This window comes from Halorubrum sp. 2020YC2 (genome assembly GCF_018623055.1).
Taxonomy (GTDB): domain Archaea; phylum Halobacteriota; class Halobacteria; order Halobacteriales; family Haloferacaceae; genus Halorubrum.
The window spans coordinates 275,337-300,660 of record NZ_CP076019.1 but is presented as its reverse complement, the minus strand read 5'-3'; the positions used below and the strand labels follow the sequence as shown (position 1 = coordinate 300,660).

Here is a 25,324-nt window from a genome sequence, read left to right as displayed (position 1 = left end):
CGCGTGAAAATCCGACAACGAGTCGTGTCTCCCGGAGATTTTCGTCGGTTTCTCGCGGGAGCGGCGGCGGGAGTGACCTGACGCGCGAGGGGCGGGGACGACGGAACTCGACGGCGGGTCGACCAACCGAACAGGACGAAAGGTCAGATACCAGACAAGATGGCGGGTCGGCCTAGCGAGCAGGAGGACAGGTCGGTCCGCCGAACACGACGGTGGGGCGACCTAGCGGAGTCGCCGGAGAACCTCGTCGAAGTCGACGGCGCGGGCGGACCTGACGACGGCGTAGTAGAGCGAGCACGCGGTCACCGCGGCGATGCCGAGGGAGACGGCGAGCGCTTCGGGGGTGAGCGCGCCGAACACCGGAAGCCCGAATCGCCACGCACCGGCCGTGACGAGCGCCGACAGGCCGACGGCGGCGAGGACGGTCCTCCCCACGCGTCGCCGGTCGGGCTCCAGTTCGACGACCAGGTTCGACCCCTCGCAGGGGGCGACCCGGGCGGCGCGGCGGTCGAACTCGATGAGTCCGGCGTCGGCCATCTTCGGACAGTGGAACTGGAGCAGCGAGGTGTACACGCTCTTGCGCTCGTCGTAGGTCACGGCCGACGGCGGCTTGTCGAGTTCGCGGGCCGCGATCACTCTGGACGCCTCTTGGAGGGGAATCTCCTCCCCTTCGCGTCGAAGGTGCTGCCAGAGGTACCGCCGGCGCGAGTTGGCGAGCAGTTCGATCAGCGCCTCGGACCGGTCGAGTGGAGGGTCGTCGGCGTCCGACGACGACGCCGCCCGCTCGTCGTCGTCGAACCCCGCGGACTCGGCGTCGGGAGTGTAGGGAGATGCGGACTGACGGGCCACTATGAACAACAGGTAGTAGTTTTTATTTAAGAAAATTGTGTATGTGGCTCCGTTTCCGGAACGAGACCTGTAACATCCCGCTCCGGGCGTCGGAACGGCGTTCGGGCGCTGCGAGGGACGAACCGCCGCGTCGCCGCGGACACAACTCGGGACCGAGTTGTCTTCTATTCACCGTTGCGTTTGCCGGAAGCTTCATACGTTACCTCGCGGATCCTCCGAGTACACGAATGGCAGTACTCTTGCTGGAGGATGTCGATGCCGACGACGTCGGGACCGTCGGCGGGAAGGCGGCGTCGCTCGGCGAACTCATCGGCGCGGGGCTCCCGGTGCCGCCGGGATTCGCCGTCACCGCGGGCACGTACCGCACCTTCATCGAGGAGGCGGGGATCGACGAGGAGCTGTTCGACGCGGTCGACGTCGACCCCGAGGACTCCGCCGCGCTCCGCGCGGCCGAGGAGCGCGCGGAGGAGCTCATCCTCGGGACGCCGTTCCCGGAGTCGGTGCGCGAGGAGATCCTCGCGCAGTACCGGGCGATGGGCGAGGACGGCGAGCAGGCGTTCGTCGCGGTCCGCTCGTCGGCCACGGCCGAGGACCTGCCCGACTCCTCGTTTGCCGGCCAGCAGGAGACGTTCCTCAACGTCCGCGAGGACGACCTGCTCCGGCGCGTCAAGGAGTGCTGGGCGTCGCTTTTCACCCAGCGCGCGATCTACTACCGCCAGCAGCGGGGGTTCCCGCACTCTGAGGTCGACATCGCGGTCGTCGTCCAGCGGATGGTCGACGCCGACAAGTCCGGCGTGATGTTCACCAGCCACCCCTCGACGGGCGAGCCGCAGGTCACCATCGAGGCCGCGTGGGGGCTCGGTGAGGCGGTCGTCTCCGGCACCGTCTCGCCAGACAACTACGTGTACGACCGCGGGCGGGGCGAGGTCGACGAGGTCACCGTCGCGGACAAGAAGGTGGAGATGGTGAAAGACGACGAGACCGGCGAGACGGTCCAGCTCGACGTCGACGAGGACCGCCGGAACGAGCGGGTGCTCTCGGACGCGGAGATAGGCGACCTCGTCGAGCTCGGCGAGCGCGTCGAGGACCACTACGGCGCCCCCCAAGACGTCGAGTGGGCGATCTACGACGGCGAGATATACATGCTCCAGTCGCGCCCGATCACCACGATCCAAGAGGACGCCGGCGACGGGGCGGGCGCGAGCGGCGACGCGGGCGGCGACGGCGCCGCGCCGGGAACCGAACCGAGCGACCGGGCGAGCGCGAACGGCGGAGACGGGGGGGACGACGACGCGGACGTCCTCGTCGACGGGCTCGGCGCCAGCCCGGGCGCCGTCTCCGGCACCGTCCGGATCGTCCACAAGCTCGACCACCTCGATCAGGTCCAGGAGGGCGACGTGATGGTGACGGAGATGACGATGCCCGACATGGTGCCCGCCATGAAACGCGCCGCCGGCATCGTCACCGACGAGGGGGGGATGACGAGCCACGCGGCGATCATCTCCCGCGAGCTCGGCGTCCCCGCGGTCGTCGGGACCGGCAACGGGACCCGCGTCCTCGAGGACGGCCAGCACGTCACCCTCGACGGCGACAAGGGGACGATCCGGGCGGGCGAAGACGAGTCGGCCGAGCCGGGCGAGGAGTTCGAGCCGGTGGAGGCCGCGCGCCCCGAGACCCCCGTCAAGCCGATGACGGCGACGGAGGTGAAGGTGAACGTCTCGATCCCGGAGGCCGCGGAGCGCGCCGCCGCGACCGGCGCCGACGGCGTCGGCCTGCTCCGGATCGAACACATGGTGCTGTCGCTCGGGAAGACCCCGGAGAAGTACATCGCTGACCACGGCGCGCGGGCGTACCAGGAGGAGCTCATCGAGGGGGTCCGGCGCGTCGCGGACGAGTTCTACCCGCGACCGGTCCGGGTGCGGACCATCGACGCGCCCACCGACGAGTTCCGCGAACTGGAGGGCGGCGAGGGCGAGCCGGTCGAGCCCAACCCGATGCTCGGCTGGCGGGGGACCCGGCGGAGCCTCGACAAGCCGGAGCCGTTCCGGCAGGAGCTCACCGCGTTCGCGCGGCTCCACGAGATGGGGTACGACAACCTGGAGGTGATGTTCCCCTTAGTCAACGACGCCGCCGACGTGGAGGGGATCACGCGCCACATGCGCGAGGCCGGGATCGACCCCGAGACGCACCGCTGGGGCGTGATGATCGAGACGCCCGCCAGCGCGCTCCAGATCGAGGAGCTGGCGGCCGCCGGCATCGACTTCGCCTCCTTCGGCACCAACGACCTCACGCAGTACACGCTCGCGGTCGACCGCAACAACGGGCACGTCGCGGACCGGTTCGACGAGCTCCACCCCGCAGTGTTGCGGCTCATCGGTGACACGATCGAGTCGTGCCGCGAACTCGGCGTCGACACCAGCATCTGCGGACAGGCCGGCTCGAAGCCCGAGATGGTCGAGTTCCTCGTCGAGAAGGGCGTCTCCTCCATCTCCGCGAACATCGACGCGGTCCGCGACGTCCAACACGAGGTCAAGCGGACCGAGCAGCGCCTCCTGCTCGACTCGGTTCGCTGAGGGGGCTCGCGGTCGGTTTCCTGAGACACCCCAGAGCGGAACGGGTAAGAGCCGCCCCGCGTAAGAGCAGGGCAGATGCGTCAGCCGGAACCCGAGCCGCAGTCGTTCGATCGGGTGCTCTCCTCGATGTGTACCGAGCCGCACCCGGCGGCCCGCGAGGCCGCCGAGCGCTTCCTCGCGACGAACCCCGGCGACCCCGCCACCTACGATGCGGTCGCGGAGCTAGAGGCGCGCGCGGTCGAGGGGCTCGCGGCGTTAGCCGACCACCCGGCCCCGGCCGAGGCCGCCGGGTACGTCACCTCCGGCGGCACCGAGGCGAACGTTCAGGCGGTGCGGTCGGCGCGGAACCGGCACGACGGGACCGATCTCAACGTCGTCGCGCCGGCGAGCGCGCACTTCTCGTTCACCAAGGCGGCAGAGGTGCTCGGCGTGGAGCTACGGACGGTCCCCCTCGACGACGACCACCGGGCCGACCCCGATGCGGTCGCGGCCGCGGTCGACGGCGCGACCGCGCTCGTCGTCGGCGTCGCCGGCAGCACGGAGTACGGCCGGGTCGACCCGATCCCTGAGCTGGCGGCGATAGCCGAGGAGCGCGGGGCGCGGCTCCACGTCGACGCCGCGTGGGGCGGGTTCGTCCTCCCCTTCACCGACCGCGACTGGTCGTTCGCGGACGCGCCGGTCGACACGCTGACGATCGACCCCCACAAGTTCGGGCAGGCGCCGGTGCCGGCGGGCGGCCTGCTCGCCCGCGAGGACGCCGCGCTCGACGCGCTCGCGGTCGACACCCCCTACTTGGAGTCCCGGTCGCAGGCGACGCTGACCGGGACCCGGAGCGGCGCGGGCGTCGCGGGCGCCGTCGCGGCGATGGACGCGCTGTGGCCCGACGGCTACCGCGAGGCGGCCGAGCGCGCGGCCGACAACGCCGACTGGCTCGCCGCCGAACTCGCGGCCCGCGGGTACGACGTCGTCGACCCCGAACTCCCGCTCGTCGCGGCCGACGTGCCCGAGTCGGAGTTCGCGGCGCTCCGCGACGCCGGCTGGAAGGTGTCGCGGACCGGCAGCGGAGAGCTCCGCGTGGTGTGTATGCCGCACGTGACGCGCTCGGCGCTGCGGGCGTTCATCGACGACCTCGACGGGATCCGACGGTAGGCCTCATTTAAATACGTGACCGCGGCTGCGACTGTTCTTTATAAATGAACAAGGCTGCGGCGTCGCCGGCGGCTCTGCCGCCGGCTGCAAGAGGCGCGTCGCGCCTCCCTGCGTGCCTGCGAGCGGCCGCCCTCGGCGGCCGCGAGACAGCACGCGCGAGGGAGTCGGCGCGGCGAGGGCGACCGAAGGGAGCCCGAAGACGCGTCCGACGAGGCTGGGGAGGCGTGAGGTGCGGGGCGGGACTCGAAGGGGCAGTCGCGAGGCGGGCGCAGGTGACGTAAGGACCGCAGCGAGTGAGTGAAACGAACGAACGAGGACCGCAGCGAGCGTGCGCCCGCCTCGCGACTGGGGCTTCGAGAGCGGTCGCGTTGCTCGTCGGTTTATAACCAACCACGGACAGCCGAGCGGCTGGGGCTTCGGGGGCGGTCGCCGTTTATTGGTGATCCCGCGTTCGGATCAACATATTCACTACGGGCCGTTACGAACCGGGTGGTATGAGTTCGGACGACGTCTCTCGGCGCGCGTTCATGCGGACGGCCGGCGGTGCGGCGGCCGCCGCCGGCGCGGCGACGGCGACGGCGGGGACGGCGGCTGCACAGGAAGTGGAACCCGACTGGCCGAGCGCCGCCGAAGGCAACGTCGGGTCCTACACCGACGCCCGCGGCCAAGACTCGGTAACCATCTCGGTCGGCGCCGGCGACCAGGGCCTCGCGTTCGACCCGACCCTCGTGTGGGTCGACGAGGGGACGACGGTCGTCTGGGAGTGGACCGGCGCCGGCGGCGCGCACAACGTCCAGACCGTCGACGACGGCGGCCCGGCAAGCCTCGACAGCGGCGACCCCGTGGGCGAGGAGGGGAACACCTACGAGTACGAGACCTCCGGCGAGGACGCCGGCATCACCCACTACCACTGCGTGCCTCACACCGCGACCGGCATGCACGCCGGCATCGCCGTGGGCGAGGACGTCGCCACCGTCGAGGTCGGCGGGGGGAGTTCGGACGCGGTGTTCGTCCCGGACGCCGCCCGCGCGCTCGGCATCGCGACGTTCATCGCGATGGTGAGCACGCTGGGGCTGGCGTTCGTCTTCATGAAGTACGGCGGTACGATTACCCGGCAGGAGCAGGCGTAGCAGACGCCCTCTTTCTCTCCGCTCGTCCGCGCGGCCCGTCACTCCCCGTCGACGAGTTCCTCGTACAGCGCCACGTAGCGGTCCGTGACCGCCTCGTGGTCGAACGAGGCGAACTCCCGGTCGACCGCCCGGCGTTCGAGATCCCCGACCGCGACGAACTCGTCGGCCAGCTCCGCCGGGCTGGTCACGAGCCGCCCGCGCTCGCGCCCCTCCACGAGTTCGTGCGCGCCGGAGTCCGCCTGGTACTCGACGAGGGCGACGCAGCCGCACGCGACCGCCCACAGCAGGTCGGTCGCGAACGTCTCCCACGTCGCGGTCGCGACCGCGACGTGTGTCCCCTTGAATATCGGAATCCGCGCTTCGGTCGGAACGTCACCGAGGAACTCGACGCGGTCGTCGATGCGGAGGTCGCTCGCGGTCGCCTCGATCCGGCCGCGCTCGGGACCATCACCGATCACCGCCGCGGTCCAGTCGCGGCCCCGTAGCTCCGCCAGCCCGAGCAGGAACGTCTCGACGTTGGCATGGCGGTCGAGCCGCCGCGAGTACACCGCGTCGAAGCGGTCGTCGACGCCCGCGGACTCGACGGCGTCGAAGTCGATGCTCTCGGGGAGCACCCGCACGTCGTCGCCGTCGGCGCCGTGTTCGCGGACGCGCGTCTTGGTGGTCCGCGAGGGGGTCGCGACCGCGTCGGCGCGCCGCGCGAGCGGCCGGTACCAGCGGCGGGCGTCGGCCGGGTGGTCGCGCCACCAGTCGACGACGACCGGGACCCGAGAGAGCGACCCCGCGACCGTGGCGGCGAGCGCGGGCGTCGGCGGGCTGTTGACCGCGTGGACGACGTCGGGGGCGACGCGCCGGAGCGCGGCCGGGAGCTTCGCGGCGAACCCGACGGGCGACGGCTCGACGGTGACCGAGCGGTACTCGATCCCCTCGTCGTCGAACGCGTCGTGGTCGCCGCCCCACCACTGCGCGCACAGCCAGACCACGTCGTGCCCGCGGGCGGCGAGCCGGCGGGCGGTTCGGAGCGTCCGCGTCCGCGCCGGGGTCTCCCCGTGTTCGGGGGTGAAAAGCGAGACGAACGCGACGCGCATACGCCGACCGCACGGGGGGCGCCGGTAAAAAGACACGGCATCCGGGCGGCGTCGCGTTAAGTTAGAGGATGAGGCGCTCGACTTCAGAGTGTCTATGGCCGAAACCGAGCGCCTCAGCGAACGTATCGCGTGGATCGACTTGTCGTTTGTGGAGCGAGATCGAACGCCGCGATGGGCGATTGAAGTAGGGATCCGCTGTCACTTGGCCGGTATGTCATTGCGAGAGGTAAGTAAGCATCTTGAGCTGTTTGGGATCAAGCGGAGTCACGTCGCGATCCATAACTGGGTTCATAAGGCCGAACTACAGCCGATCTCGACCGTCTCCGAGGATCAAATCGCGGTTGACGAAAAGATGATCCGCCTCCACGGCCAGAAGTTCTGGCTGTACGGCGCGGTTGATCCGCAGACGAACGAGATCCTTCACGTGAGTATCTATCCGACCGCAAATAAACAGACGACGCGATGGTTTCTCACCGAGCTTCACCGGCGCTATCAGCTCGATAGCGTGGAATTTCTCGTCGATGACGCAGACTATCTCGGATCAGTTCTCGATGAAGACGGCTATCGATTTCAAGTCATTCAACATGGAAATCGGAATGCTATCGAACGTGTCTTTTGGGAAATAGAACGACGAACATCATCGTTTGCGAATAGTTTCAGCAATGTCGCGCTAGAGACAGCTCAAAACTGGCTAGAAGCCTTCGCCGTCTACCACAATTCACGCCAAACTTAACGCGACCCCGGGCGGGAGACGGCGGGGCTGCGGTGAGCAATGCCGACCCCGCGCCGGTCGGACCGGTCGCGCGCCGCGGCGAGGGTCCGGCACCCGAAACGGTTTCACGCGGCGCGCGGAACCGAGTGGCATGCGACAGTACGACATCGAGCGCTACCTCAACGTGCGGAACGCGGGCGGCGCCGACCTCGGTCCCGACGGGCGGCTCTCCTTCCTGCTCGACACGACCGGCACGGGGCAGGTGTGGTCGGTCCGCGAGCCGGAGTCGTGGCCGGAACAGCACACGTTCTTCGAGGAGTCCGTCTCCTTCGTCGACTCCTCCCCGGAGCGCTCGGAGGCCGTCTTCGGCATGGACGAGGGGGGCAACGAGCGCGCGCAGCTCTACCGGCTCGACTACGAGTCCGGCGACATCACGGACCTCACCGACATGCCCGAAGCGAAACACCGGTGGGGCGGCTGGGACTCGACGGGCGACCGGTTCGCGTTCGCGTCGAACCGGCGCGACGAGGCCGTCTTCGACGTGTACGTTCAGGGCCGCGACGAGACCGGCGACGACGCCGAACTCGTGTACGAGGGCGACGGCTGGCTCTCGGTCGCCGGCTGGTCCCCGAGCGACGACCGGCTGATCGTCCACGAGGCGCACTCCTCGTTCGACCACGACGTGTACACCCTCGATATCTCGACCGGCGACCTCACCCACCACACGCCCCACGAGGGGGACGTGCGGTACTCCGGCCCGGAGTGGGGCCCCGACGGTGAGGGGGTCTACCTCGTCACCGACCGCGACACGGACACGCTGCGCTTGGAGCGGCTGGACCTCGCGACCGGCGAGTTCGACGTCGTCGCGGACGGCGGCGAGTGGAACGTCGACGGCGTCGCGATAGACGAGGACTCGCGGCGGCTCGTCTACTCCCGGAACGTCGACGGCTACACCGAACTCACCGCGGGGGAACTCGTCGCGCCCGACCGGATCGACGAGTTCCCGGCGCCGGACCTGCCGGACGGCGTCGCGGGCGGCGTGAGCTTCGGTCCCGAGGGCGAGCGGTTCGCGGTGACGGCGACGGGCAGCACGCACAACGCGAACGTCTACGTCGTCGACGCGACCACCGGCGAGGCGGAGCGCTGGACCCGCGCCTCGACCGCGGGGATCCCCGCGGACACGTTCGTCGAGCGAGAACTGGTCCACTACCCGACCTTCGACGTCGACGAACGACGTTCGTCGGCCAGCGAGACGTCGTCTCGCACTGGGCGGGAGATTCCCGCGTTCTTCTCCGTGCCGGAGACGGAGCCGCCGGAGTCGGGCTACCCGGTCGTCGTCGACATCCACGGCGGGCCGGAGTCGCAGCGGCGGCCCTCCTTCGCCTCGGTCACGCAGTACCTGCTGAACAACGGGTATGCCGTCTTCGAGCCGAACGTCCGCGGCTCCTCGGGGTACGGGAAGGTGTACTCCGGGCTTGACGACGTGGAGAACCGGATGGACTCGGTGAAGGACATCCGCGAGGGCGTCGGCTGGCTCCACGACCACCCCGAGGTCGACCCCGACCGCGTCGTCGCGATGGGCGGCTCCTACGGCGGCTTCATGGTGCTCGCGTCGCTGACCGAGTACCCGGATCTGTGGGCCGCGGGCGTCGACATCGTCGGCATCGCGAACTTCGTCACGTTCTTGGAGAACACCGGCGACTGGCGGCGGTCGCTGCGCGAGGCCGAGTACGGCTCGCTGGCCGAGGACCGCGAGTTCCTCGAGTCCGTCTCCCCGATCAACAACATCGACCGGATCGAGGCCCCGCTGTTCGTCCTCCACGGCGAGAACGACCCGCGGGTGCCCGTCGGAGAGGCCGAGCAGATCGTCGAGGAGGCGCGCGCGCAGGGCGTCCCCGTCCGGAAGCTGATCTTCGACGACGAGGGACACGGCTTCGCGAAGCTCGACAACCGGATCGAGGCGTACCGCGGGATCGTCGACTTCCTCGCGGAACACGTCTGAAGGGTCGCCGCCCGGTCCCCCGTCGCCGCGCTCATAACCGGCACGCCCGTCGCCGTGGCCGTCGAAGAGTCGGTGCGCCGTGGCCGCCGAATGCGGGCCCGGTGCGGACGGGGCGGGACGGCCGTCACCGTCGTTCGTCTCTCCGATTTTTCCAGAGCGGATACAACTCTACGAGCGCGATCAGTGAGATCGCCACACCCGCTACCAACATCAGCGCGTCCGGGTCAATGTCACGCATGCTCCCGGTACGGTCCGCGGCCTCAAATCGTTTCGTGCGGTTCGTGGGAAGGTGGGCCGGCCGTCGGCGGTCCGAGCGACGGCGTCCGCTCGTGCGGAGTCGCCGGTGTTGACGGGGATGAAGCGCGTTCGTCGCTGATACCGAGATACATTAGCGTGGGGGCCGTACCGGAAGTATGCTCCAAGATCCGGTCGACGCTGTGATAGGCGACGAGCGCGTGTTCGCGGCGGTCATGATCGTGTTGTCGGTCCTGATCTTCGTGCTCGTGTTTCGGAGCGAGCGGTCGAGGTCGTCGTGACGCCGCCGCCGGCGACGTGAGACGAATACGGCCAGAAGTAGGGCACACACCAAGGAAACACATATCCCCGTCTGGGGCGTTTATCGTATGTGAGCGATACAACAGAAGAGACGGCGGCCGAAGTTGTCGAAGAGGTCGGTAGTGACGGACTCGGACCCGCGGTGTTCGCGTCAGTGGGGTCGGTGGCGCTCGCGCTGTACTTCTACTACGTGCGCGGCGACAAGCAGCGCGGACAGTTCGTCGGTCTGTGGCCCGTGACGATACTCGGTCTCGCATCGTATTTCAAGCTGGAAGAGATTCGAGAGGCGCTCTCGGCGAGCGACGACTGAACGGAGTCCACTCGGACCGTCCGATTGCGTCCCGACACGCCGTGGTCCATTCGAGTACCGTAGTTCGTCCGTGACCGCCGGCGGACACGGACGGTAGTGACGGTTATGCGCGTACGCGTGGGAACATGGGGGAATGAACGGGTCCGAACCGCTCGGGCTGCTGCTCGACCAGGCCCAAGACAAGGTCGCCCTCTTGGACGACGCCGGGAGGTACACGTACGCCAACGAGGCCGTCGAACGGACCTTGGGCTACGACCCCGAGGAGCTCGTCGGGACGAACGCCTTCGAGTACATGCACCCGGACGACCGGGAGGCGGTGCGGCGGACGTTCGAGGAGGCGGTCCGGACGGCGGAGTTTACCGAGGTCACCGCGGAGTACCGACACCGGACCGCGGACGGGTCGTGGGCCTGGCTGGAGAGCCGCATGTCGAACCTCACCGACGAGACGCTCGACGGGTTCGTGGTCAGCTCGCGGGACGTCACCGACCGCGTCCGGGCGGAAGACGAGCGCGCGGAGACCGCCTCCCACCTCGAGGGGCTCGCCTCGGTCTCCGGCGACGTGCTCTGGATGTTCAGCGCCGACTGGGCTGAGCTCCTCTTCGCGAACCCCGCCTACGAGGAGATATACGGCGCGTCGGTCGAGGGGCTCCGCGGCGACCCCGGCGCGTTCCTCGACGCGATCCACCCAGACGACCGCCCCGCCGTCGAGGAGGCGATGGCACGCGCGGAAACCGGATCACGGTGTCGCTGCCGCGCGCGGAGGAGTGAAGAAGGTTCCCGCGGGGCCTACCAGTCCGGCCCGAAGTCGGGGTTGAGCTGGCGGTCGGTCCGGCCGAGGGTGTCGATCGCCTCGACGTCCTCGTCGTCGAGGTCGAGGTCGACGCTCGCGAGGTTGTCGCGGATGTGGTCGGTCCCGGTGGCTTTCGGGATGGCGGTCACGCCCTTCTCGCGGAGCCACGCGAGGCTCACCTGTGCGGCGCTGACGCCGTGCGTCTCCGCGATGTCGACGATCGCCGGGTCGTCGAGGATCTCCCCGCGGGCGAGCGGCGAGTAGGCCACCAGCTCGACGCCGTTGGCGTCGGCGTACTCGCGAAGCTCCTCCTGTCGGAGCAGCGGGTGCATCTCGACCTGATTCGCGAACGGCGCTTCACCGAGCGCGTCCGTCGCGGCGTCGAGGTGGTGCGGCTCGAAGTTGGAGACGCCGATGCGGTCGATCAGGCCGTCGTCGCGAAGCTCCGCGAACGCCGGCAGCGTCTCTTCCGGCTCGTACTCTCCGGCCGGCCAGTGGACGTACATGAGATCGACGGAGTCGACGCCGAGTTTGTCGAGGCTCTCGCGGGTCGACGAGGCCACGTCGGCGGGCGCGAGGTTGTCGATCCACACCTTCGACGCGAGGAAGACCTCCTCGCGGTCGACGTCGCTCCGCGCGATCCCCTTCCCGACGGCGGTCTCGTTGCCGTAGATCTGGGCGGTGTCGACGTGGCGGTAGCCGGCGTCGAGCGCGTTCGCGACCGATTCGGTGCACTGCGCCGGGTCGTCGTTCTCCCACGTGCCGAGCCCGAGGACGGGCATCCCGCTCCGGGTCGGTACCGCAGGCTGTTGCTGTTGGTCTGTCATCGCCTCGGCCTACTCGCGTGAGCCGAAAGTCGTTTGCGGTAGGGGCGGACGCGGCCGCGTCGCGGGCGCGGCGAGCGCCGGGTCAGTCCTCGGAGAGCAGCGCCCGCGAGGAGTTCGTCACCACGAGCAGGCTCGACGCGCCCATCGCGACCGCGGCGAACAGCGGGTTCAGGAGGCCGGTCGCCGCGAGCGGGATGGCGACCGCGTTGTAGCAGAACGCCCAGCCGATGTTCCCCCTGACGCGCCGGCCGGCCGCCCGGGCGAGTTCGAAGACGGTCGCCACGGAGCCGAGTTCGTCGTCGACGATGGCCACGTCGGCGGCGTCGGCCGCCATCGCGGTGCCGCCGCCGAGCGCGACCCCGAGGTCCGCCGCGGCCAGCGCCGGCGCGTCGTTCGTCCCGTCGCCCACCATCACCGTGACGCCGCGCTCCTTCAGCCGCCCGACCGCCTCGGCTTTCCCCTCCGGCGGCACGCCGGCGAACACCGACGAGACCGCGTCGTGCTCCGCGAACACGGTCGCGGCGCGCTCGTCGTCGCCGGTGAGGACGATCACCTCGACCCCGGACTCGTCGAGCGCCGTCACCGTCTCCTCCCACCCCTCCCGTAGCTCGTCGCCCACCACGACGAACCCCTCGGCGGCGCCGTCGCGGCCGACCGCGACCGGGACGCGACCCACGTCGCGGGCGTCCGCGACCGCCTCGCGGACCTCGTCGGGGACGGTCCAGCCCCGCTCGTCGAACAGGTCCGGGTGGCCGACGACGACCTCGACGCCGTCGACGACGCCGGAGACGCCGCGGGCGTGGCTCTCGAAGGACTCGACGGTCGGCTCGGACTCGCCCCCCGGCCCGGGCGCGTCGACCGCCTCGGTCCCGCCGTCAGCGACCGCCGGCGTCGCGCCGTCGTCGGTCGACCCTCCGAGGGCGGCGGCGCCGTCGAAGCCGGCCCGGGCGGCCGCGACCGCCTGTCCGACCGGGTGCGCGGACCGCGATTCGAGGGCGGCCGCGAGCCGGAGCAGGTCGTCGTCGACCTCGCGGTCGATCAGCCGCATCTCGCCCGTCGTCAGCGTCCCGGTCTTGTCGAAGACGACCGTGTCGGCGTCGCGGATCCGCTCGAAGACGGTGTCGTCGAAGACGACGATGTTGCGTTCGAGGGCGTCGCGGATCCCCGCGGCGACCGCGAGCGGCGTCGCCAGCCCGAGCGCGCACGGGCAGGAGACGATCAGCACCGTCAGCCCGACGAGCATCGCGTCGGTCGGCGCGCCGCCGAGCGCGAGCGACGCGCCGGCGGCGACGACCGCGATGACGAGGACCGCCGGGACGAACACCGTCGCGAGCCGGTCCGCGAGCTTCTGGACGCCGTGGTTCCCGCTCTGGAGGTCGTACACCAGCTCCGCGACGCGGTCGAGGCTGGAGGTCGCGTCCGGCCCGACCGCGACCGTGAGCGAGCCGTCCGCGACGACCGAGCCGCCGACGACCGCGTCGCCCGCGACCTTCCGGACCGGCAGCGACTCGCCGGTGACGACCGACTCGTCGACCGCGGCGTCGCCGTCGACCGCCTCGCCGTCGACCGGGACTCGCTCGCCCGCGCGCACGAGCAGCCGGTCGCCCGGTTCGAGCGCCTCGACGGCGACCGACTCGGCGTCGCCGTCCGCGGTCAGCCGCCGGGCGTCGTCCACCTGGACCGCGGTGACCTCGGAGAGCAGCTCCGTCGCGCGCTCTTTCACCGAGTCCTCGTAGTGGTTCCCCACCGTGACGATGACGATGATCGCCACCGTCACGTCGTAGTATATCGAGGGCGACTCGACGAATATCACCGCGAGGGTGCTGTAGAGGTACGCGCTCACCGCCGCAATGGCGACGAGCAGGTCCATGTTCGGGGAGCGCGTCTTCGCGCTGACGTACGCCCCGCGCAGGATCGGCTTCCCGGTGAAGAGGAGGACGATGGTTGTCAACACCCCGATGACGATGAAGAAGTACGTGCCGGAGGTCGAGGCCATCGCCTCGTTGAGGTAGTCGAGGGTCCGTTGGTCGTAGAACGGGAACGCGAAGTACGTCGGGTAGATTAAGACGATGTACTGTAGCATGACCGCCATCCCGACGAGGACGCCCGCCGCGAGCCGGGCGGTCGCCAAGTTGTGCGCCTGCCGGCGCGAGAAGGCGTCGTCGCGGGCGTACGCGCTGTACCCCAGCCCGCTCACCGTCTCCGTGAGGTCCTCGACTGTGACGGCGTCGGGGTCGCGGTCGATCCGGACGGTGTCGGTGACGTAGCTCGCGCTCGCGCCGCTGACGCCCGCCGCGTCGGTCGCCACCGTCTCGATGAACGCCTCGCAGGTCGCGCAGTGCATCCCGTCGACCTCCAAGTACGTCGGCTCGTGGCCGTCGGGGACGTCGCGGTCGCCGTCGGCGGCGTCCGCTCCGTCGCCGTCGTCCCCCGCCTGCCGGCGCTCTCGGACCGCGTCGGCGTCCACGTCTGCGTCCCCGAGGGCGCCGTACACGTCCCGGCAGCCGGTACAACAGAAGCGGTTGCCCTCGCCGTCTGTGACGTCGACGCCCTCGGTCGGGAGCTCACAGAGGGTACACGCCGAGGGGTCGTCGCTCGGGCCCGAGCCGGGACGCGCCTCGTCGCTCTCGCCCGGCGCCGGGTCGGGGGTTCCGCTCATCTCACATCCCCCCCATGCCCGCGTCGAGCGGGTTCCAGAACGGGAGCCGCGGGTGCGGCACGCGGATCCCGACGGACATCAGCCCGTGCGCGAACAGCACGTAGCCGAGCGCGACGAACGCGACGCCCAGCAGCCGGTGGATCCGGCGGCGGTGGACGGGGTCGACGCTCTCGATCAGCGTCCCGTAGGCGAAGACGGCGGGGATCGTCCCGAGTCCGAGCGCGCCGAGCGCGACGCCGCCCGCGACCGCCGAGCCGCTCGCGAACGCGTACAGGTACGCCGGGTAGAGGATCGGACAGGGGAGCAGCCCGTGGACCGCGCCGAGCGCGACGATGCCCGGCCCGTTCGCGAGTCGGTCGACGTGCCCCGTGAGCCACCCGGTGACGCGTTCGAGCCCGGGGAGGTGGACCCCGCCGGTCGCGCCGCCGAGGAGGTACCGAATGCCGACGAAGATCACGGCCGCGCCCACGAGGAGGCCGACCCCGCCGCGAACGGTCTCCGCGGCGCCCGTCAGGGTCGCGGTGGTGACGAGGACCGCACCGCCGAGCGCGCCGAGGAGGGTCCCGATCGTCGCGTAACTCGCCGCGCGCCCGAGGTTGAACAGCGCGTGCTGGCGGACCTCGTAGGTGGTCAGGTGGCCCTCGCGGCCGGTCGGCGCGCTCGCGGTCGGCGCGGCGTCCGCCCCGCCGCCGTCGGTCCGGCCGGCGTCGGCGTCCATCCGGCTCGCGTAGACGGTGACGAGCGGGCCGCACATGCCGATGCAGTGGGCGCCGCCGAGCAGCCCGATGGCGGCGAACAGCAGCACGTCGGTCCCGAGGAGCGGCGAGAGGGCCATCGGTCAGTCACCCCTCGTTCGGGGCGCGGGCGGGAAGGAGTTTCGTCGGGCGACGGCCGCGACCGAGAGACAGGTCCGTCGGACGCGGGCGGTGGACCGGGTCACGCGCGGCTCACTCCTCCACGACGACGGTCCCGTACATCCCGCCCTCGCGGTGGGGGATACAGACGTACTCGTACGCGCCGGGGACGGTGAACGTGTGCTCGAAGCGGTCGCCGCTCTCGAGGATGCCGCCGAAGTCGGACTGCCACGCCGACAGGGCGGACTCGTAGTCGTCGAACCCGCCGGAGGCGAAGAACTCGGCGCCGTCCGGGACCCCGCCCTCGGTCGCGGTGACCGTGTGCGCCCGGGCGCTCGTGTTCTCCCAGACGACGGTCGCACCGACGGAGACCGTGATCTCTCGCGGCTGGTACGCGGCGGCGAGCATGCCGACGTCGGGGTCCGGTTTGCCGTCGACGCCCGCGCACCCGGCGAGACCGACGGCCGCCGCCGCGCTCCCGACGGCGCCGGCCTCTCGGAGGAACCGTCTGCGATACATACCCTATCTGAGGCCCAGAACGGTTTTAATATCGCGGTCGCCCCCGTCGAGTGGGAAGGGGTCAGCCGTCAAGTAGGACCGAGTCAGCCGCCGACGAGGTCCTCGAAGACGCGGTGCTGCGCGGCCGCGAGGTGTTCCGAGAACGTGGCGCGGGCGATGCCGATGGCGTCGGCCACCTCGGTTGCGCTCGCCCCACGGGGGTGTTCGAAGTAGCCGAGCCGCTGGGCGGTCCGGATCACCTCTCGCTGCCGCTCCGTGAGCCGTCCGCGGTCGACGACGACCGGGTCCGATCGGGTGTCGGCCCCGCCGGAGCTGGTGAGCCGTTCGAGCCGGACCGACCCGCCGGTCGCCTCCAGCGCGTCGATCACATCCCCGAGCGGATCGGCGGCGGGCAGCGACAGCCCCAGTCGGACGCGGTCGGGCGCCGTGCGGACCGTGACCGTGGACACGGGGTAGCCGAGCGACTCGACGGCGTCGGCCGGGAACGGACCCGACGCGCCGCTCCGACAGCGGTAGACGAGTTCGTCGCCGCCGTCGAACACCAGCTCCGCGTCGACCGTGCGGTCGGCTCGGAACTGCGAGACGACCGCGCCGTCGACGCGAACGCGGTCGACGTCCTCGGCCACCGCCCCCGGCGGGAGCGCCTCCGCCACCGGGGCGGGCGTCGGGTCGCGGACGACGATTTCGACGCGGACCCCCGCGTCGTCGCCCGCCCGTCCGCTTCGCGACGCGTCCGAGCCGTCTCGAGTCGCGTCCGCGCCGGCGGCGCCGTCGGACCCGGCCGTTCCGGCCGACGGGGGTCCGAGGCGTTCGGTAGGGGAAGAGTCGGACGACTGCGACCGCCGTCTCATACCCTGATCGTACGGTCGAAGTCGGAAAAAAAGCGAGCCGAACGAGTACGCGTCGAGGCGGCCCGGCGGGTAGACTGATAAAACACCGTCGAGAGTTGGCAACGACTGACGTGGGAAAGGCCCGTACCGTACCCATGAGCGACGAGGCGCTCCGCGAGCAGTCGGTGGGGGTAGTCGGAGCGGGCATCGGCGGGCTCTCGGCGGCCGCGTACCTCGCGGCCGCCGGCGCGGAGGTGACGGTGTACGAGCGCGCCGAGCGCGTCGGCGGGGTGGCCGGTCGGCTCGAGGTCGACGGATTCCAGTTCGACACCGGGCCGTCGTGGTACCTGCTGCCGGACCTCTTCGAGCGGTTCTTCGAGGACTTCGGCCGGTCGCCGGAGGAGTTCTACGAGCTGACGCGGCTCGATCCGCACTACCGCGTGTTCTGGGACGACGGCGACCGCGCCGACGTGCCCGCCGACCCGGCGGCCGCCGCCGACCTGTTCGAGTCGTACGAGGCGGGCGCCGGCGAGGCGTTCCGCGAGTACCTCGACGACGCCGAGCGGGCGTACGACGCGGGGATGGAGCGGTTCGTCCTCCCCGGCCGGTCGCGGTTCCGCGACTACCTCTCGCTCGACGTCGTCGCCGGCGGGCGAGAGCTGGACCTCCTCTCCAGCCTCGACGAGCGGGTCGGGTCGTACGTCGACCACCCGAAGCTCAGACAGCTGCTGGAGTACACCCTCGTGTTCCTCGGCGGGTCGCCGCACAACACGCCGGCGCTGTACCAGCTGATGAGCCACGTCGACTACGGGCTGGGCGTCTACTACCCGATGGGCGGGATGTACGAGGTCGTCGAGGCGGTCGAGACGGTCGCCCGCGACGCCGGGGCCGACGTCCACACGGGCGTCGGGGTGACGGGACTGGAGCCGCTCGACGACGGGGTCGGCGTCGAACTGAGCGGCGACCGCTACGTCCACGACCGCGTCGTCTGTAACGCGCCGCCGGCGCACGTCGAGCGCGAACTGCTCCCCGAGGGGACGGTGCCGCGGTTCGGGGACTACTGGGACCGGCGGACGTACGGCCCCTCCGCGCACCTGCTGTACCTCGGCGTCGAGGGAGAGCTACCGGAGCTGGAACACCACACGCTCGCGCTCCCGACGGACTGGGACCCGCACTTCGAGGCGATATTCGACGACCCCGCGTGGCCGACCGGGGAGACGGAGCCGGTGGTGTACGTGAACGTCCCGTCGCGGACCGACCCGTCGGTCGCGCCCGACGGTCACGAGGCGGTGGTGACACTGGTGCCGCTCGCGCCGGGGCTTGACGACACGCCCGAGCGCCGGGCGGCGCTCAGAGAGCGGGTCCTCGATGCGGTGGCGTCGCGGGCCGGCGTCGACCTCCGCGACCGGATCGCCGTCGAGGAGTCGGCGTGCGTCTCCGAGTTCGCGGAGCGGTTCGACCAGCCCGGCGGGACCGCGCTCGGGCTGGCGCACACGGTGCGACAGACCGGGCCGCTCCGGCCCGGGCCGCGGGTCCGGGGGACCGACCGGCTCTACTACGTCGGCGGGAGCAGCAACCCCGGCATCGGCGTGCCGATGTGCCTGCTCGGCGGCGAACACTGCGCGGCCGCGGTTGAGGCGGACGTCGCCGGCGGACCGTTCGACCGACTGCCGCTGGTCGGGCGGTGAGAGCGGGACCGGAAAACGCTCGTCCGGGTCTGATCTGTATAATCGAAACATTTTGGATAATCGGTTCACCCGTCGGAATGCGTTAAGAAACCTTACCAGTCAGGTTGGTGGATTTAATAAACACGCGGCATACTTTCGGACGTCGCATGATCGAAACAGCAGCGGCCGACTTACTCACAAGCGGAACAGTCCCGCTCGAAATGACGCAGACGCAGATCTTCGAGGCCATACAGGGGAACACGCTCCTAGCCTCGTCGCTCTGGATAAACATCGCCCTCGCCGGCCTCTCGATCCTCCTGTTCGTGTACATGGGTCGGAACGTGGAGGACCCGCGCGCACAGTTGATCTTCGTCGCCACGCTGATGGTCCCGCTGGTGTCCATCTCCAGTTACACCGGGCTCGTCTCGGGACTCACGGTCAGTTTCCTCGAGATGCCGGCCGGACACGCGCTGGCCGGTCAGGAGGTACTCACCCCGTGGGGTCGGTATCTCACGTGGGCGCTGTCGACGCCGATGATCCTCATCGCGCTCGGCCTGCTCGCCGGGTCGAACATGACGAAGCTGTTCACCGCCGTCGTGGCCGACATCGGGATGTGCGTCACCGGCCTCGCGGCCGCGCTGACCACGTCTTCCCACCTGCTGCGCTGGGTGTGGTACATCATCAGCTGCGCGTTCTTCGTCGTCGTCCTCTACATCCTGCTGGCCGAGTGGGCCGAGGACGCCGAGGTCGCCGGCACCGCCGAGATATTCAACACGCTGAAGATCCTCACCGTCGTCCTCTGGCTCGGCTACCCGATCTTCTGGGCGCTCGGCGCCGAAGGGCTCGCGGTGCTCGACGTCGCGATCACCTCGTGGGCCTACAGCGGGATGGACATCATCGCGAAGTACCTCTTCGCGTTCCTCCTGCTGCGCTGGGTCGCCGACAACGAGCGCACGGTCGCTGACGTGGCGTCCGGTCTCGGCTCGGTCTCCCGCGGCGGCGCGGCGCCGGCTGACGACTAACGGCGCGGTCGGTCTCTGCGGTTTCTCTTTTTCGCCGCTCCGACGCCCGCCAGCGGCGGGCACGGCGGGCGAGAGCGAAGCGCTAAACCCCCGGCGGCGGTGAGACGAGACATGAAGCAGGCCATCGTCGCCCGGACGGACATCGGCATGGGCGAGGGGAAACTCGCCGCGCAGGTCGCGCACGCGTCGCTGTCGGCGTACCAGGACGCTGGCAAGCGGGCGCGGAAGAAGTGGCAGGGCGAGGGACAGAAGAAGGTCGTCCTGAAGGGGAACTCCGAGGGTCAGCTGTTCGAGTTGGCCGACAAGGCCGACAGGGAGGGGCTTCCCTACGCGGTCGTCCGCGACGCCGGTCACACGCAACTCGAATCGGGAACCGTCACCGCGCTCGCGGTCGGTCCCGCCCGCGACGACAGCGTCGACCGGGTGACCGGCGACCTCTCGCTGTATTAAATGCCCCCCGAGCACGCCCTCCGCGAGGCGCACCCGACCGAGCGCGCGGTCGGCATCGAGCACTACGTCAGCGACGCCGACGGGATCGGTGGGCGCCTCCGCGAGTCGCCCGATGACTTTCGGGTCCGGGAGCTGGAGGCGTTCGACGCGGAGCCGCTCGACGCCGACACCGGGAGTTATCCCGAACTGGTCGTCCGGGCGACGCTCCGCGACTGGGACACGAACGACTTCGCGCGCCGGCTCTCTGACGCGCTCGGAGTCAGCCGCGAGCGCGTCTCGTGGGCGGGGACGAAGGACAAGCGCGCCGTCACCACCCAGCTGTTCACCGTGCGCGGCGTCGACGCCGCGGACCTCCCCGAGGTGCGCGGCGCCGATATCGAGGCGCTCGGGCGGGCGGGGCGGAGCCTCTCGTTCGGTGACCTCGCCGGTAACGCGTTCGAGATCCGGGTCGCGGACGCGGTCGACGACGCCCCCGAGCGCGTCGCGGCCGCGGTGCGGGACCTCCGGGCGTTCGCGGGCGAGGCGGAAGGCGCCGACGGAGAGGAAACGGACGCCGCCAACCTCCCGGTCGACGCGACCGTCGGCGTCCCGAACTACTTCGGCCAGCAGCGGTTCGGCAGCCGGCGGCCGGTCACCCACGTCGTCGGACTCGCGGTCGCGCGGGACGACCCCCGCGAGGCGGTCCGGCTGTACGCCGGCAACCCGGCGGAGACGGAGCCGGACGATACCCGGGCCGCGCGCGACCGAGTCGACGCCGCGTTCGGCGTAGACGACGCGGTCGCCGACGAGAGCGTCGCGGCCGAGGGCGCCGCCGCGGACGCCGAGCGCTCGGCCGCCGACGGCACGGGCGACGGCGACTGGGGAGCCTGCCTCGACGCGATCCCCGGGAAGCTCCGGTTCGAGCGGTCGATGGTCCACCGGCTCTCGGACCGCGACGTCGACCCCGACGCGCCGCCCGACCACGAGGACTGGTGGCACGCGTTGGAGGCGGTCCCCTCGAACCTCCAGCGGCTGTTCGTCAACGCCGCGCAGTCGTTCCTCTTCAACCGGACCGTCAGCAAGCGGCTGCGGCGGGGGATCCCGTTCGACCGCCCCGTCGCCGGCGACGTGGTCTGTTTCGCGGACGCCGACGCGCCCGGGGAGCTGTACGCGCCCGACGCGGACCGGCTCCAGCGTGTCGACGCCGACCGGGTCGACGTGGTCTCGCGGCACTGCGAGCGCGGGCGGGCGTTCGTCACCGCGCCGCTCGTCGGCACGGAGACGGAGCTGGGCGACGGCGAGCCGGGAGCGATAGAGCGCGAGGTCCTCGCGGACGCCGGGATCGAGCCGGGCGACTTCGCGCTCCCCGGCGAGTTCGACTCCCGCGGGACCCGGCGGGCGATCCTCCTCCGCACCGACCTCAACGTGACGTTCGAGGCCGGAGACCCCCGCTTCGCGTTCGCGCTCCCGAGCGGATCCTACGCGACCGTGCTGCTCCGCGAGTTCACGAAGCGCGGCCCGCTCGACCTCTGATCGATCCGCGTTCGTGGTGTGTTGCGGATTTCCAATCCCCGAGATAACCACATTACTGTGTCACGTTCCGAGCCGCTTTTGTGCGGGAGTCCGCAATCGAGGGCATGACCCGGATCGTCGTCATCGACCTCCACGGCCAGTTCACGCACCTCGAACGGCGGGCGCTCCGCGACCTCGGCGTCGACACCGAAATCGTCTCGGCGGACGCGCCGGCCGACGAGGTCGAGGCGGACGGGGTCGTCCTCTCGGGCGGCCCGGACATGGACCGCGTCGGCAACGCCCCCGACTACCTCGACCGCGACATCCCCGTGTTGGGGATCTGCCTCGGGATGCAGCTGATCGCCAGCGAACTCGACGGCGCGGTCGGCGCGGGCGACTACGGCGGCTACGCCGACGTCGACGTCGACATCGTCGACGACGCGGACCCGCTCGTCGGCTCGCTCGCGCCGGAGACGCGCGTCTGGGCCTCCCACGCCGACGAGGTGACGGAACTGCCCGACGGGTTCGCCCGGACGGCCACCTCCGACGTCTGCGACATCGAGGCGATGGCGGACCCGGACGCGGGGCTGTACGGCGTTCAGTGGCACCCGGAGGTCGCCCACACGGAGCGGGGCGAAGAGGTCTTCGAGAACTTCGTCGCGATCTGCGAGTCGTCGTAAGACGCGTCGGCCGGCAGCGCGCGCCCGTCGCTCCTCGGTCGGGAAAGCGACGGGAGCGAAAAAGCGGCGAGCGGCTACGCTTCGAACAGCTCGTCGACGGCCTCGCCCGCGGTCTCGACCGCCTCCTGCGCGACCGCCTCGCGGTCGGGGTCGGCGTCCTCGGGGGCGTTGAGGTAGACGTCGACGTCGAGGACGCCCTCCTCGAACGTGACGGTGACGTCGAGATCCGTGACCGTCGACTGGTCGTAGTGTTTGAACACGATCCCCTCGGCCGCCTCGGCGGCGGTGCGAACGACCTCGTCGTCGCTCGGCTCCGCGCCCGCGGCGGCCGTCTCGGAATCGTCGCTTCCGTCGTCGCTCACGGCCTTACGCGCCGCCGGCGCCCGGGCCGCCCGGTCCCATCGGGCCGCCGCCGCCCGCGCCGCCCTGAAGCATCTGCTGGAGCTCGCTCTGGAGGTCGTCGAACTGCTCTTCGACGCGCTCCTCCTGCTTTTCGAGCTGCTCGACGCGGACTTCGAGCGAGTCGACCTTGTTCTCGAGGTCGTCGTAGGCGGACTCGTAGTCCGTCTCGACGAGGACCTCACCGATCTCGCGGTACATGCCCGCGTCCTCGTCGACGTCTTCGAGGGCGTCGAGGGCGGTCTTCGACTCGTTGAGCGCGGACTGCGCCTGCTCCCGCTGCTCGGCGACCTGCTGTGCGGTCTCCTGAAGCTCCTGAAGTTCCTCGATCTTCTCCTGTGCCTCGGGCGGCATGTTCCCTTGCATGGACGAATCGAGGCGGCCCGGACGGAAAAACCCCCGACTTCTCCGACGGCGAGCTATCCGGTCGGGATAGGCCCGGAGACGGACGTTATCGGCGGTGGCACGGTAGCCTCATTCGCCGCCCGCGCCGACGCGCTCGGCCACGGCGACCAGCCGCGACCAGCTGTTGACGCCGGCGCGGAGGGCCACGAGGTCGTCCGCGAGCACGCGGACGCGGACCGCGTCGCCCTCGCGGTCGACCGTCGCGGTCGAGCGGGCGTCGTCGATTTCGCCGACCTCGGGACCGAGCGCGTCGGCCACGACGCGGGCGCGCCGCTCGGAGGGGTAACTGAAAGAGAGGACCGTCTCGTGTGCGCGCGTCGCGGTCACGGTCCGGAGAGGGGGCGAGGCGACGTTACTCGACGTCGACTTCCTTGATGTCGCCGCCGCGCTCCTTCAGGAGGACGCGGTGGCCGCAGTACGGGCAGCGCACGCCGCCGTACTCGTCGAGGGTGACGTCGCGCTTACAGCGGGAGCACTTGTAGCTCATCGTCCTATTCCTCGTCGGCGAGCGCGGCGCGGATGGAGCGGCGGACCGTGCGACCGCCGGGCGTCTCGGGGCGGTACGCGCCGCCCGTGAACGTCTCGCCGGTCTCCTCGTTGACCCAGATGCCGGTGCCCTTGCGCGTGACGTCGTCGCCGTCGACGGTCGCGTTGCGCATCTCCGCTTCGATGTCCTGGACTCGCTTGCGGGCGACCCGGCCGTAGCGGGCGCCGAATCGGCCCGCGCTGCCGGTGCTTCGTGCCTTGTCCTCAGCCATAGTGAGTCCGTCTACCGCCAGCGCGGGTAAAAAGGCTGCGAGTTGCGCCGGTCGGGAACGCCCGCAGTGACGATGGAACGCGGGTGATGGAGGCGGTGGCGCGTGCCGACGAGCGCCCGCAGGGCGCGATGTCGCACGCGCGAGGGACGCGGTGAGCGACGGGCGACCGAAGGGAGTCCGGAGCGAACCGCGAGGCTGGGGAGGGGTGAGGCGCGGAGCGGTGCGGGGCGGGACTCAAAGGGGCAGTCGCGAGGGCGCCGTAGGCGACGCAAGGACCGCAGGGAGCGAGCGGAGCGAGCGACCGAGGACCGCAGCGAGCGTACGGCGTCCTCGCGACTGGGGCTTTGGCGGTGTTCGTATCGGTAGCGTCTGTGTATCGCCGAGCGACTGGGGCTTTGGTGGTGTTCGTATCGGTAGCGTCTGTGTATCGCCGAGCGACTGGGGCTTTGGCGGTGTTCGTATCGGTAGCGTCTGTGTATCGCCGAGCGACTGGGGCTTTGGCGGTGTTCGCCGCCGTCTCACAGTCACGGCGTATAAACACAGCCGCGTATCGACCGCAACACATTTCACAACCAAGTAATACTACGGAGTTGTATGGACGGATTCAACGGCTTCGCGGACGTGAGCGAGACTGACGTAACGAAAGCGATCGGCAACGAGTGGACCGACGGGTTCCTCGATTACACGGACTCCGAGGTCATCATCCTCGGCGGCGGTCCCTCGGGGCTGATGGCCGCGAAGGAGCTGGCCGAGCGCGGCGTGAAGGTGATGATCGTCGAGAAGAACAACTACCTCGGCGGCGGGTTCTGGCTCGGCGGGTTCCTGATGAACACCGTGACGGTCCGCGATCCGGCACAGGAGATCCTCGACGACCTCGACGTGGACTACGAGCCGGTCGAGGACGTCGACGGGCTCTACACCGCGCCGGGGCCGGAGGCCTGTTCCGGGCTGATCAAGGCGGCCTGCGACGCCGGCGCGCGCGTCCAGAACATGACGGAGTTCACCGACCTCGTCGTCCGCGAGGACCACCGCGTCGGCGGCATCGTGATGAACTGGACGCCGGTCCACGCGCTCCCGCGCGAGATCACCTGCGTCGACCCCATCGCGGTCGAGTCCGACCTCGTCATCGACGCGACCGGCCACGACGCGGTCGCGATCAGCAAGCTCGACGAGCGCGGCGTCCTCTCGGCGCCCGGCATCGAGCACGCGAAGGAGCACAACACCGGCATGGACCAGACCGATGACGGCGAGTACGGCGCCCCCGGCCACGACTCGCCCGGCCACGACTCGATGTGGGTCGGCGAGAGCGAGGACGCCGTCGTCGAGCACACCGGCGTCGTCCACGACGGCCTGATCGCCTCCGGGATGGCGGTCGCGACCGCCCACGGGCTCCCGCGCATGGGCCCGACGTTCGGCGCCATGCTCGTCTCCGGCAAGCGCGCCGCGCAGTCCGCCCTGGACGAACTGGAGGTAGACGCCCCCGAGGTGTCGCTGTCGACCGGAAGCGCGCCCGCGCCCGCCGACGACTGATAACTTACCGCTGACGCTCCGGCGACCCTCTCCTCCAACGTCTCAGTTTCTTATTTATAAATGACTAACCGCAAA

At 70.4% G+C, this 25,324-nt stretch carries 25 protein-coding genes and 1 pseudogene; 14 read left to right on the top strand and 12 right to left on the bottom strand.

The annotated features are described in order from the left end of the window. Positions 1–222: 222 nt before the first annotated feature. Complete coding sequence (locus KI388_RS01535) at positions 223–849, bottom strand: hypothetical protein (protein WP_215087656.1); 627 nt, start codon at positions 847–849, stop codon at positions 223–225. A 227-nt stretch (positions 850–1,076) separates the two neighbouring features. Between KI388_RS01535 and ppsA the strand changes: the two genes are divergently transcribed. The 3 genes from ppsA to KI388_RS01520 all read left to right on the top strand — a co-directional run bounded on the left by ppsA (position 1,077) and on the right by KI388_RS01520 (position 5,701). Further along, positions 1,077–3,422: a phosphoenolpyruvate synthase gene (gene ppsA / locus KI388_RS01530; protein WP_215087655.1), complete on the top strand. Its 2,346-nt coding sequence runs from the start codon at positions 1,077–1,079 to the stop codon at positions 3,420–3,422. 75 nt (positions 3,423–3,497) lie between these two features. After that, complete coding sequence (mfnA, locus tag KI388_RS01525; RefSeq protein ID WP_215087654.1) at positions 3,498–4,571, top strand: tyrosine decarboxylase MfnA; 1,074 nt, start codon at positions 3,498–3,500, stop codon at positions 4,569–4,571. 494 nt (positions 4,572–5,065) lie between these two features. Then, the gene (locus KI388_RS01520; RefSeq protein WP_215087653.1) at positions 5,066–5,701 is read left to right on the top strand and encodes a halocyanin domain-containing protein; all 636 of its coding nucleotides are present in this window, start codon (positions 5,066–5,068) and stop codon (positions 5,699–5,701) included. Positions 5,702–5,739: 38 nt separating this feature from the next. On the opposite strand, the gene KI388_RS01515 is transcribed toward KI388_RS01520, so the two are convergent. Next, positions 5,740–6,789 carry a glycosyltransferase gene (locus tag KI388_RS01515; protein ID WP_215087652.1) on the bottom strand — a complete coding sequence of 350 codons (1,050 nt, stop codon included), beginning with the start codon at positions 6,787–6,789 and terminating at the stop codon, positions 5,740–5,742. Between the two features lie 94 nt (positions 6,790–6,883). On the opposite strand from KI388_RS01515, the gene KI388_RS01510 reads away from it, so the two are divergent. The 5 genes and pseudogenes from KI388_RS01510 to KI388_RS01495 form a co-directional block, all read left to right on the top strand. Next, a complete protein-coding gene (locus KI388_RS01510; protein WP_215087541.1) occupies positions 6,884–7,522 on the top strand; it encodes an IS6 family transposase in 639 nt (212 codons plus the stop codon). Between the two features lie 130 nt (positions 7,523–7,652). Beyond that, positions 7,653–9,503, top strand: coding sequence for a S9 family peptidase (locus KI388_RS01505; protein WP_215087651.1), 1,851 nt, complete (start codon positions 7,653–7,655; stop codon positions 9,501–9,503). 413 nt (positions 9,504–9,916) lie between these two features. Further along, positions 9,917–10,039, top strand: coding sequence for a hypothetical protein (locus KI388_RS15480; RefSeq protein WP_256441512.1), 123 nt, complete (start codon positions 9,917–9,919; stop codon positions 10,037–10,039). 89 nt (positions 10,040–10,128) lie between these two features. Next, complete coding sequence (locus KI388_RS01500) at positions 10,129–10,368, top strand: hypothetical protein (protein ID WP_049932464.1); 240 nt, start codon at positions 10,129–10,131, stop codon at positions 10,366–10,368. 133 nt (positions 10,369–10,501) lie between these two features. Beyond that, positions 10,502–11,086: pseudogene (locus KI388_RS01495) on the top strand (PAS domain-containing protein); the annotation flags it as partial. Between the two features lie 68 nt (positions 11,087–11,154). Here the strand turns inward: KI388_RS01495 and KI388_RS01490 are convergent. The 5 genes from KI388_RS01490 to KI388_RS01470 all read right to left on the bottom strand — a co-directional run bounded on the left by KI388_RS01490 (position 11,155) and on the right by KI388_RS01470 (position 16,868). Next, positions 11,155–11,940, bottom strand: coding sequence for an aldo/keto reductase (locus tag KI388_RS01490; protein WP_215088710.1), 786 nt, complete (start codon positions 11,938–11,940; stop codon positions 11,155–11,157). A 127-nt stretch (positions 11,941–12,067) separates the two neighbouring features. Continuing rightward, on the bottom strand, positions 12,068–14,644 hold the full coding sequence (locus KI388_RS01485) for a cation-translocating P-type ATPase (RefSeq protein ID WP_215087650.1): 2,577 nt from the start codon (positions 14,642–14,644) through the stop codon (positions 12,068–12,070). A 1-nt stretch (position 14,645) separates the two neighbouring features. Beyond that, on the bottom strand, positions 14,646–15,479 hold the full coding sequence (locus KI388_RS01480; RefSeq protein WP_215087649.1) for a sulfite exporter TauE/SafE family protein: 834 nt from the start codon (positions 15,477–15,479) through the stop codon (positions 14,646–14,648). A 112-nt stretch (positions 15,480–15,591) separates the two neighbouring features. Next, entirely contained in the window at positions 15,592–16,017 is a 426-nt protein-coding gene (locus tag KI388_RS01475; protein WP_215087648.1) for a plastocyanin/azurin family copper-binding protein, read from the bottom strand. An 83-nt stretch (positions 16,018–16,100) separates the two neighbouring features. Beyond that, positions 16,101–16,868: a helix-turn-helix domain-containing protein gene (locus KI388_RS01470; RefSeq protein ID WP_215087647.1), complete on the bottom strand. Its 768-nt coding sequence runs from the start codon at positions 16,866–16,868 to the stop codon at positions 16,101–16,103. Between the two features lie 134 nt (positions 16,869–17,002). Between KI388_RS01470 and crtI the strand changes: the two genes are divergently transcribed. The 5 genes from crtI (at position 17,003) to KI388_RS01445 (ending at position 22,157) form a co-directional block, all read left to right on the top strand. Then, a complete protein-coding gene (gene crtI, locus KI388_RS01465; protein ID WP_215087646.1) occupies positions 17,003–18,535 on the top strand; it encodes a phytoene desaturase family protein in 1,533 nt (510 codons plus the stop codon). Positions 18,536–18,735: 200 nt separating this feature from the next. Then, positions 18,736–19,536, top strand: a complete 801-nt coding sequence (locus KI388_RS01460) for a bacteriorhodopsin (RefSeq protein WP_215088709.1) — start codon at positions 18,736–18,738, stop codon at positions 19,534–19,536. Positions 19,537–19,647: 111 nt separating this feature from the next. Further along, complete coding sequence (pth2, locus tag KI388_RS01455) at positions 19,648–19,986, top strand: peptidyl-tRNA hydrolase Pth2 (RefSeq protein WP_215087645.1); 339 nt, start codon at positions 19,648–19,650, stop codon at positions 19,984–19,986. Then, the gene (gene truD / locus KI388_RS01450) at positions 19,987–21,498 is read left to right on the top strand and encodes a tRNA pseudouridine(13) synthase TruD (protein ID WP_215087644.1); all 1,512 of its coding nucleotides are present in this window, start codon (positions 19,987–19,989) and stop codon (positions 21,496–21,498) included. A 104-nt stretch (positions 21,499–21,602) separates the two neighbouring features. After that, entirely contained in the window at positions 21,603–22,157 is a 555-nt protein-coding gene (locus tag KI388_RS01445; RefSeq protein WP_215087643.1) for a GMP synthase subunit A, read from the top strand. A gap of 74 nt (positions 22,158–22,231) precedes the next feature. On the opposite strand, the gene KI388_RS01440 is transcribed toward KI388_RS01445, so the two are convergent. The 5 genes from KI388_RS01440 to KI388_RS01420 all read right to left on the bottom strand — a co-directional run bounded on the left by KI388_RS01440 (position 22,232) and on the right by KI388_RS01420 (position 23,719). Then, positions 22,232–22,519 carry a DUF3194 domain-containing protein gene (locus KI388_RS01440; RefSeq protein ID WP_215087642.1) on the bottom strand — a complete coding sequence of 96 codons (288 nt, stop codon included), beginning with the start codon at positions 22,517–22,519 and terminating at the stop codon, positions 22,232–22,234. Between the two features lie 4 nt (positions 22,520–22,523). Then, positions 22,524–22,910: a prefoldin subunit beta gene (locus KI388_RS01435; protein WP_215088708.1), complete on the bottom strand. Its 387-nt coding sequence runs from the start codon at positions 22,908–22,910 to the stop codon at positions 22,524–22,526. A 120-nt stretch (positions 22,911–23,030) separates the two neighbouring features. Then, the gene (locus KI388_RS01430; protein WP_215087641.1) at positions 23,031–23,288 is read right to left on the bottom strand and encodes a KEOPS complex subunit Pcc1; all 258 of its coding nucleotides are present in this window, start codon (positions 23,286–23,288) and stop codon (positions 23,031–23,033) included. A gap of 25 nt (positions 23,289–23,313) precedes the next feature. Next, positions 23,314–23,448: a DNA-directed RNA polymerase subunit P gene (locus KI388_RS01425; RefSeq protein WP_007994536.1), complete on the bottom strand. Its 135-nt coding sequence runs from the start codon at positions 23,446–23,448 to the stop codon at positions 23,314–23,316. 4 nt (positions 23,449–23,452) lie between these two features. Then, on the bottom strand, positions 23,453–23,719 hold the full coding sequence (locus tag KI388_RS01420) for a 50S ribosomal protein L37 (protein ID WP_048078289.1): 267 nt from the start codon (positions 23,717–23,719) through the stop codon (positions 23,453–23,455). Positions 23,720–24,313: 594 nt separating this feature from the next. On the opposite strand from KI388_RS01420, the gene KI388_RS01415 reads away from it, so the two are divergent. Continuing rightward, a complete protein-coding gene (locus KI388_RS01415) occupies positions 24,314–25,249 on the top strand; it encodes an FAD-dependent oxidoreductase (RefSeq protein WP_215087640.1) in 936 nt (311 codons plus the stop codon). Positions 25,250–25,324 lie beyond the last annotated feature (75 nt).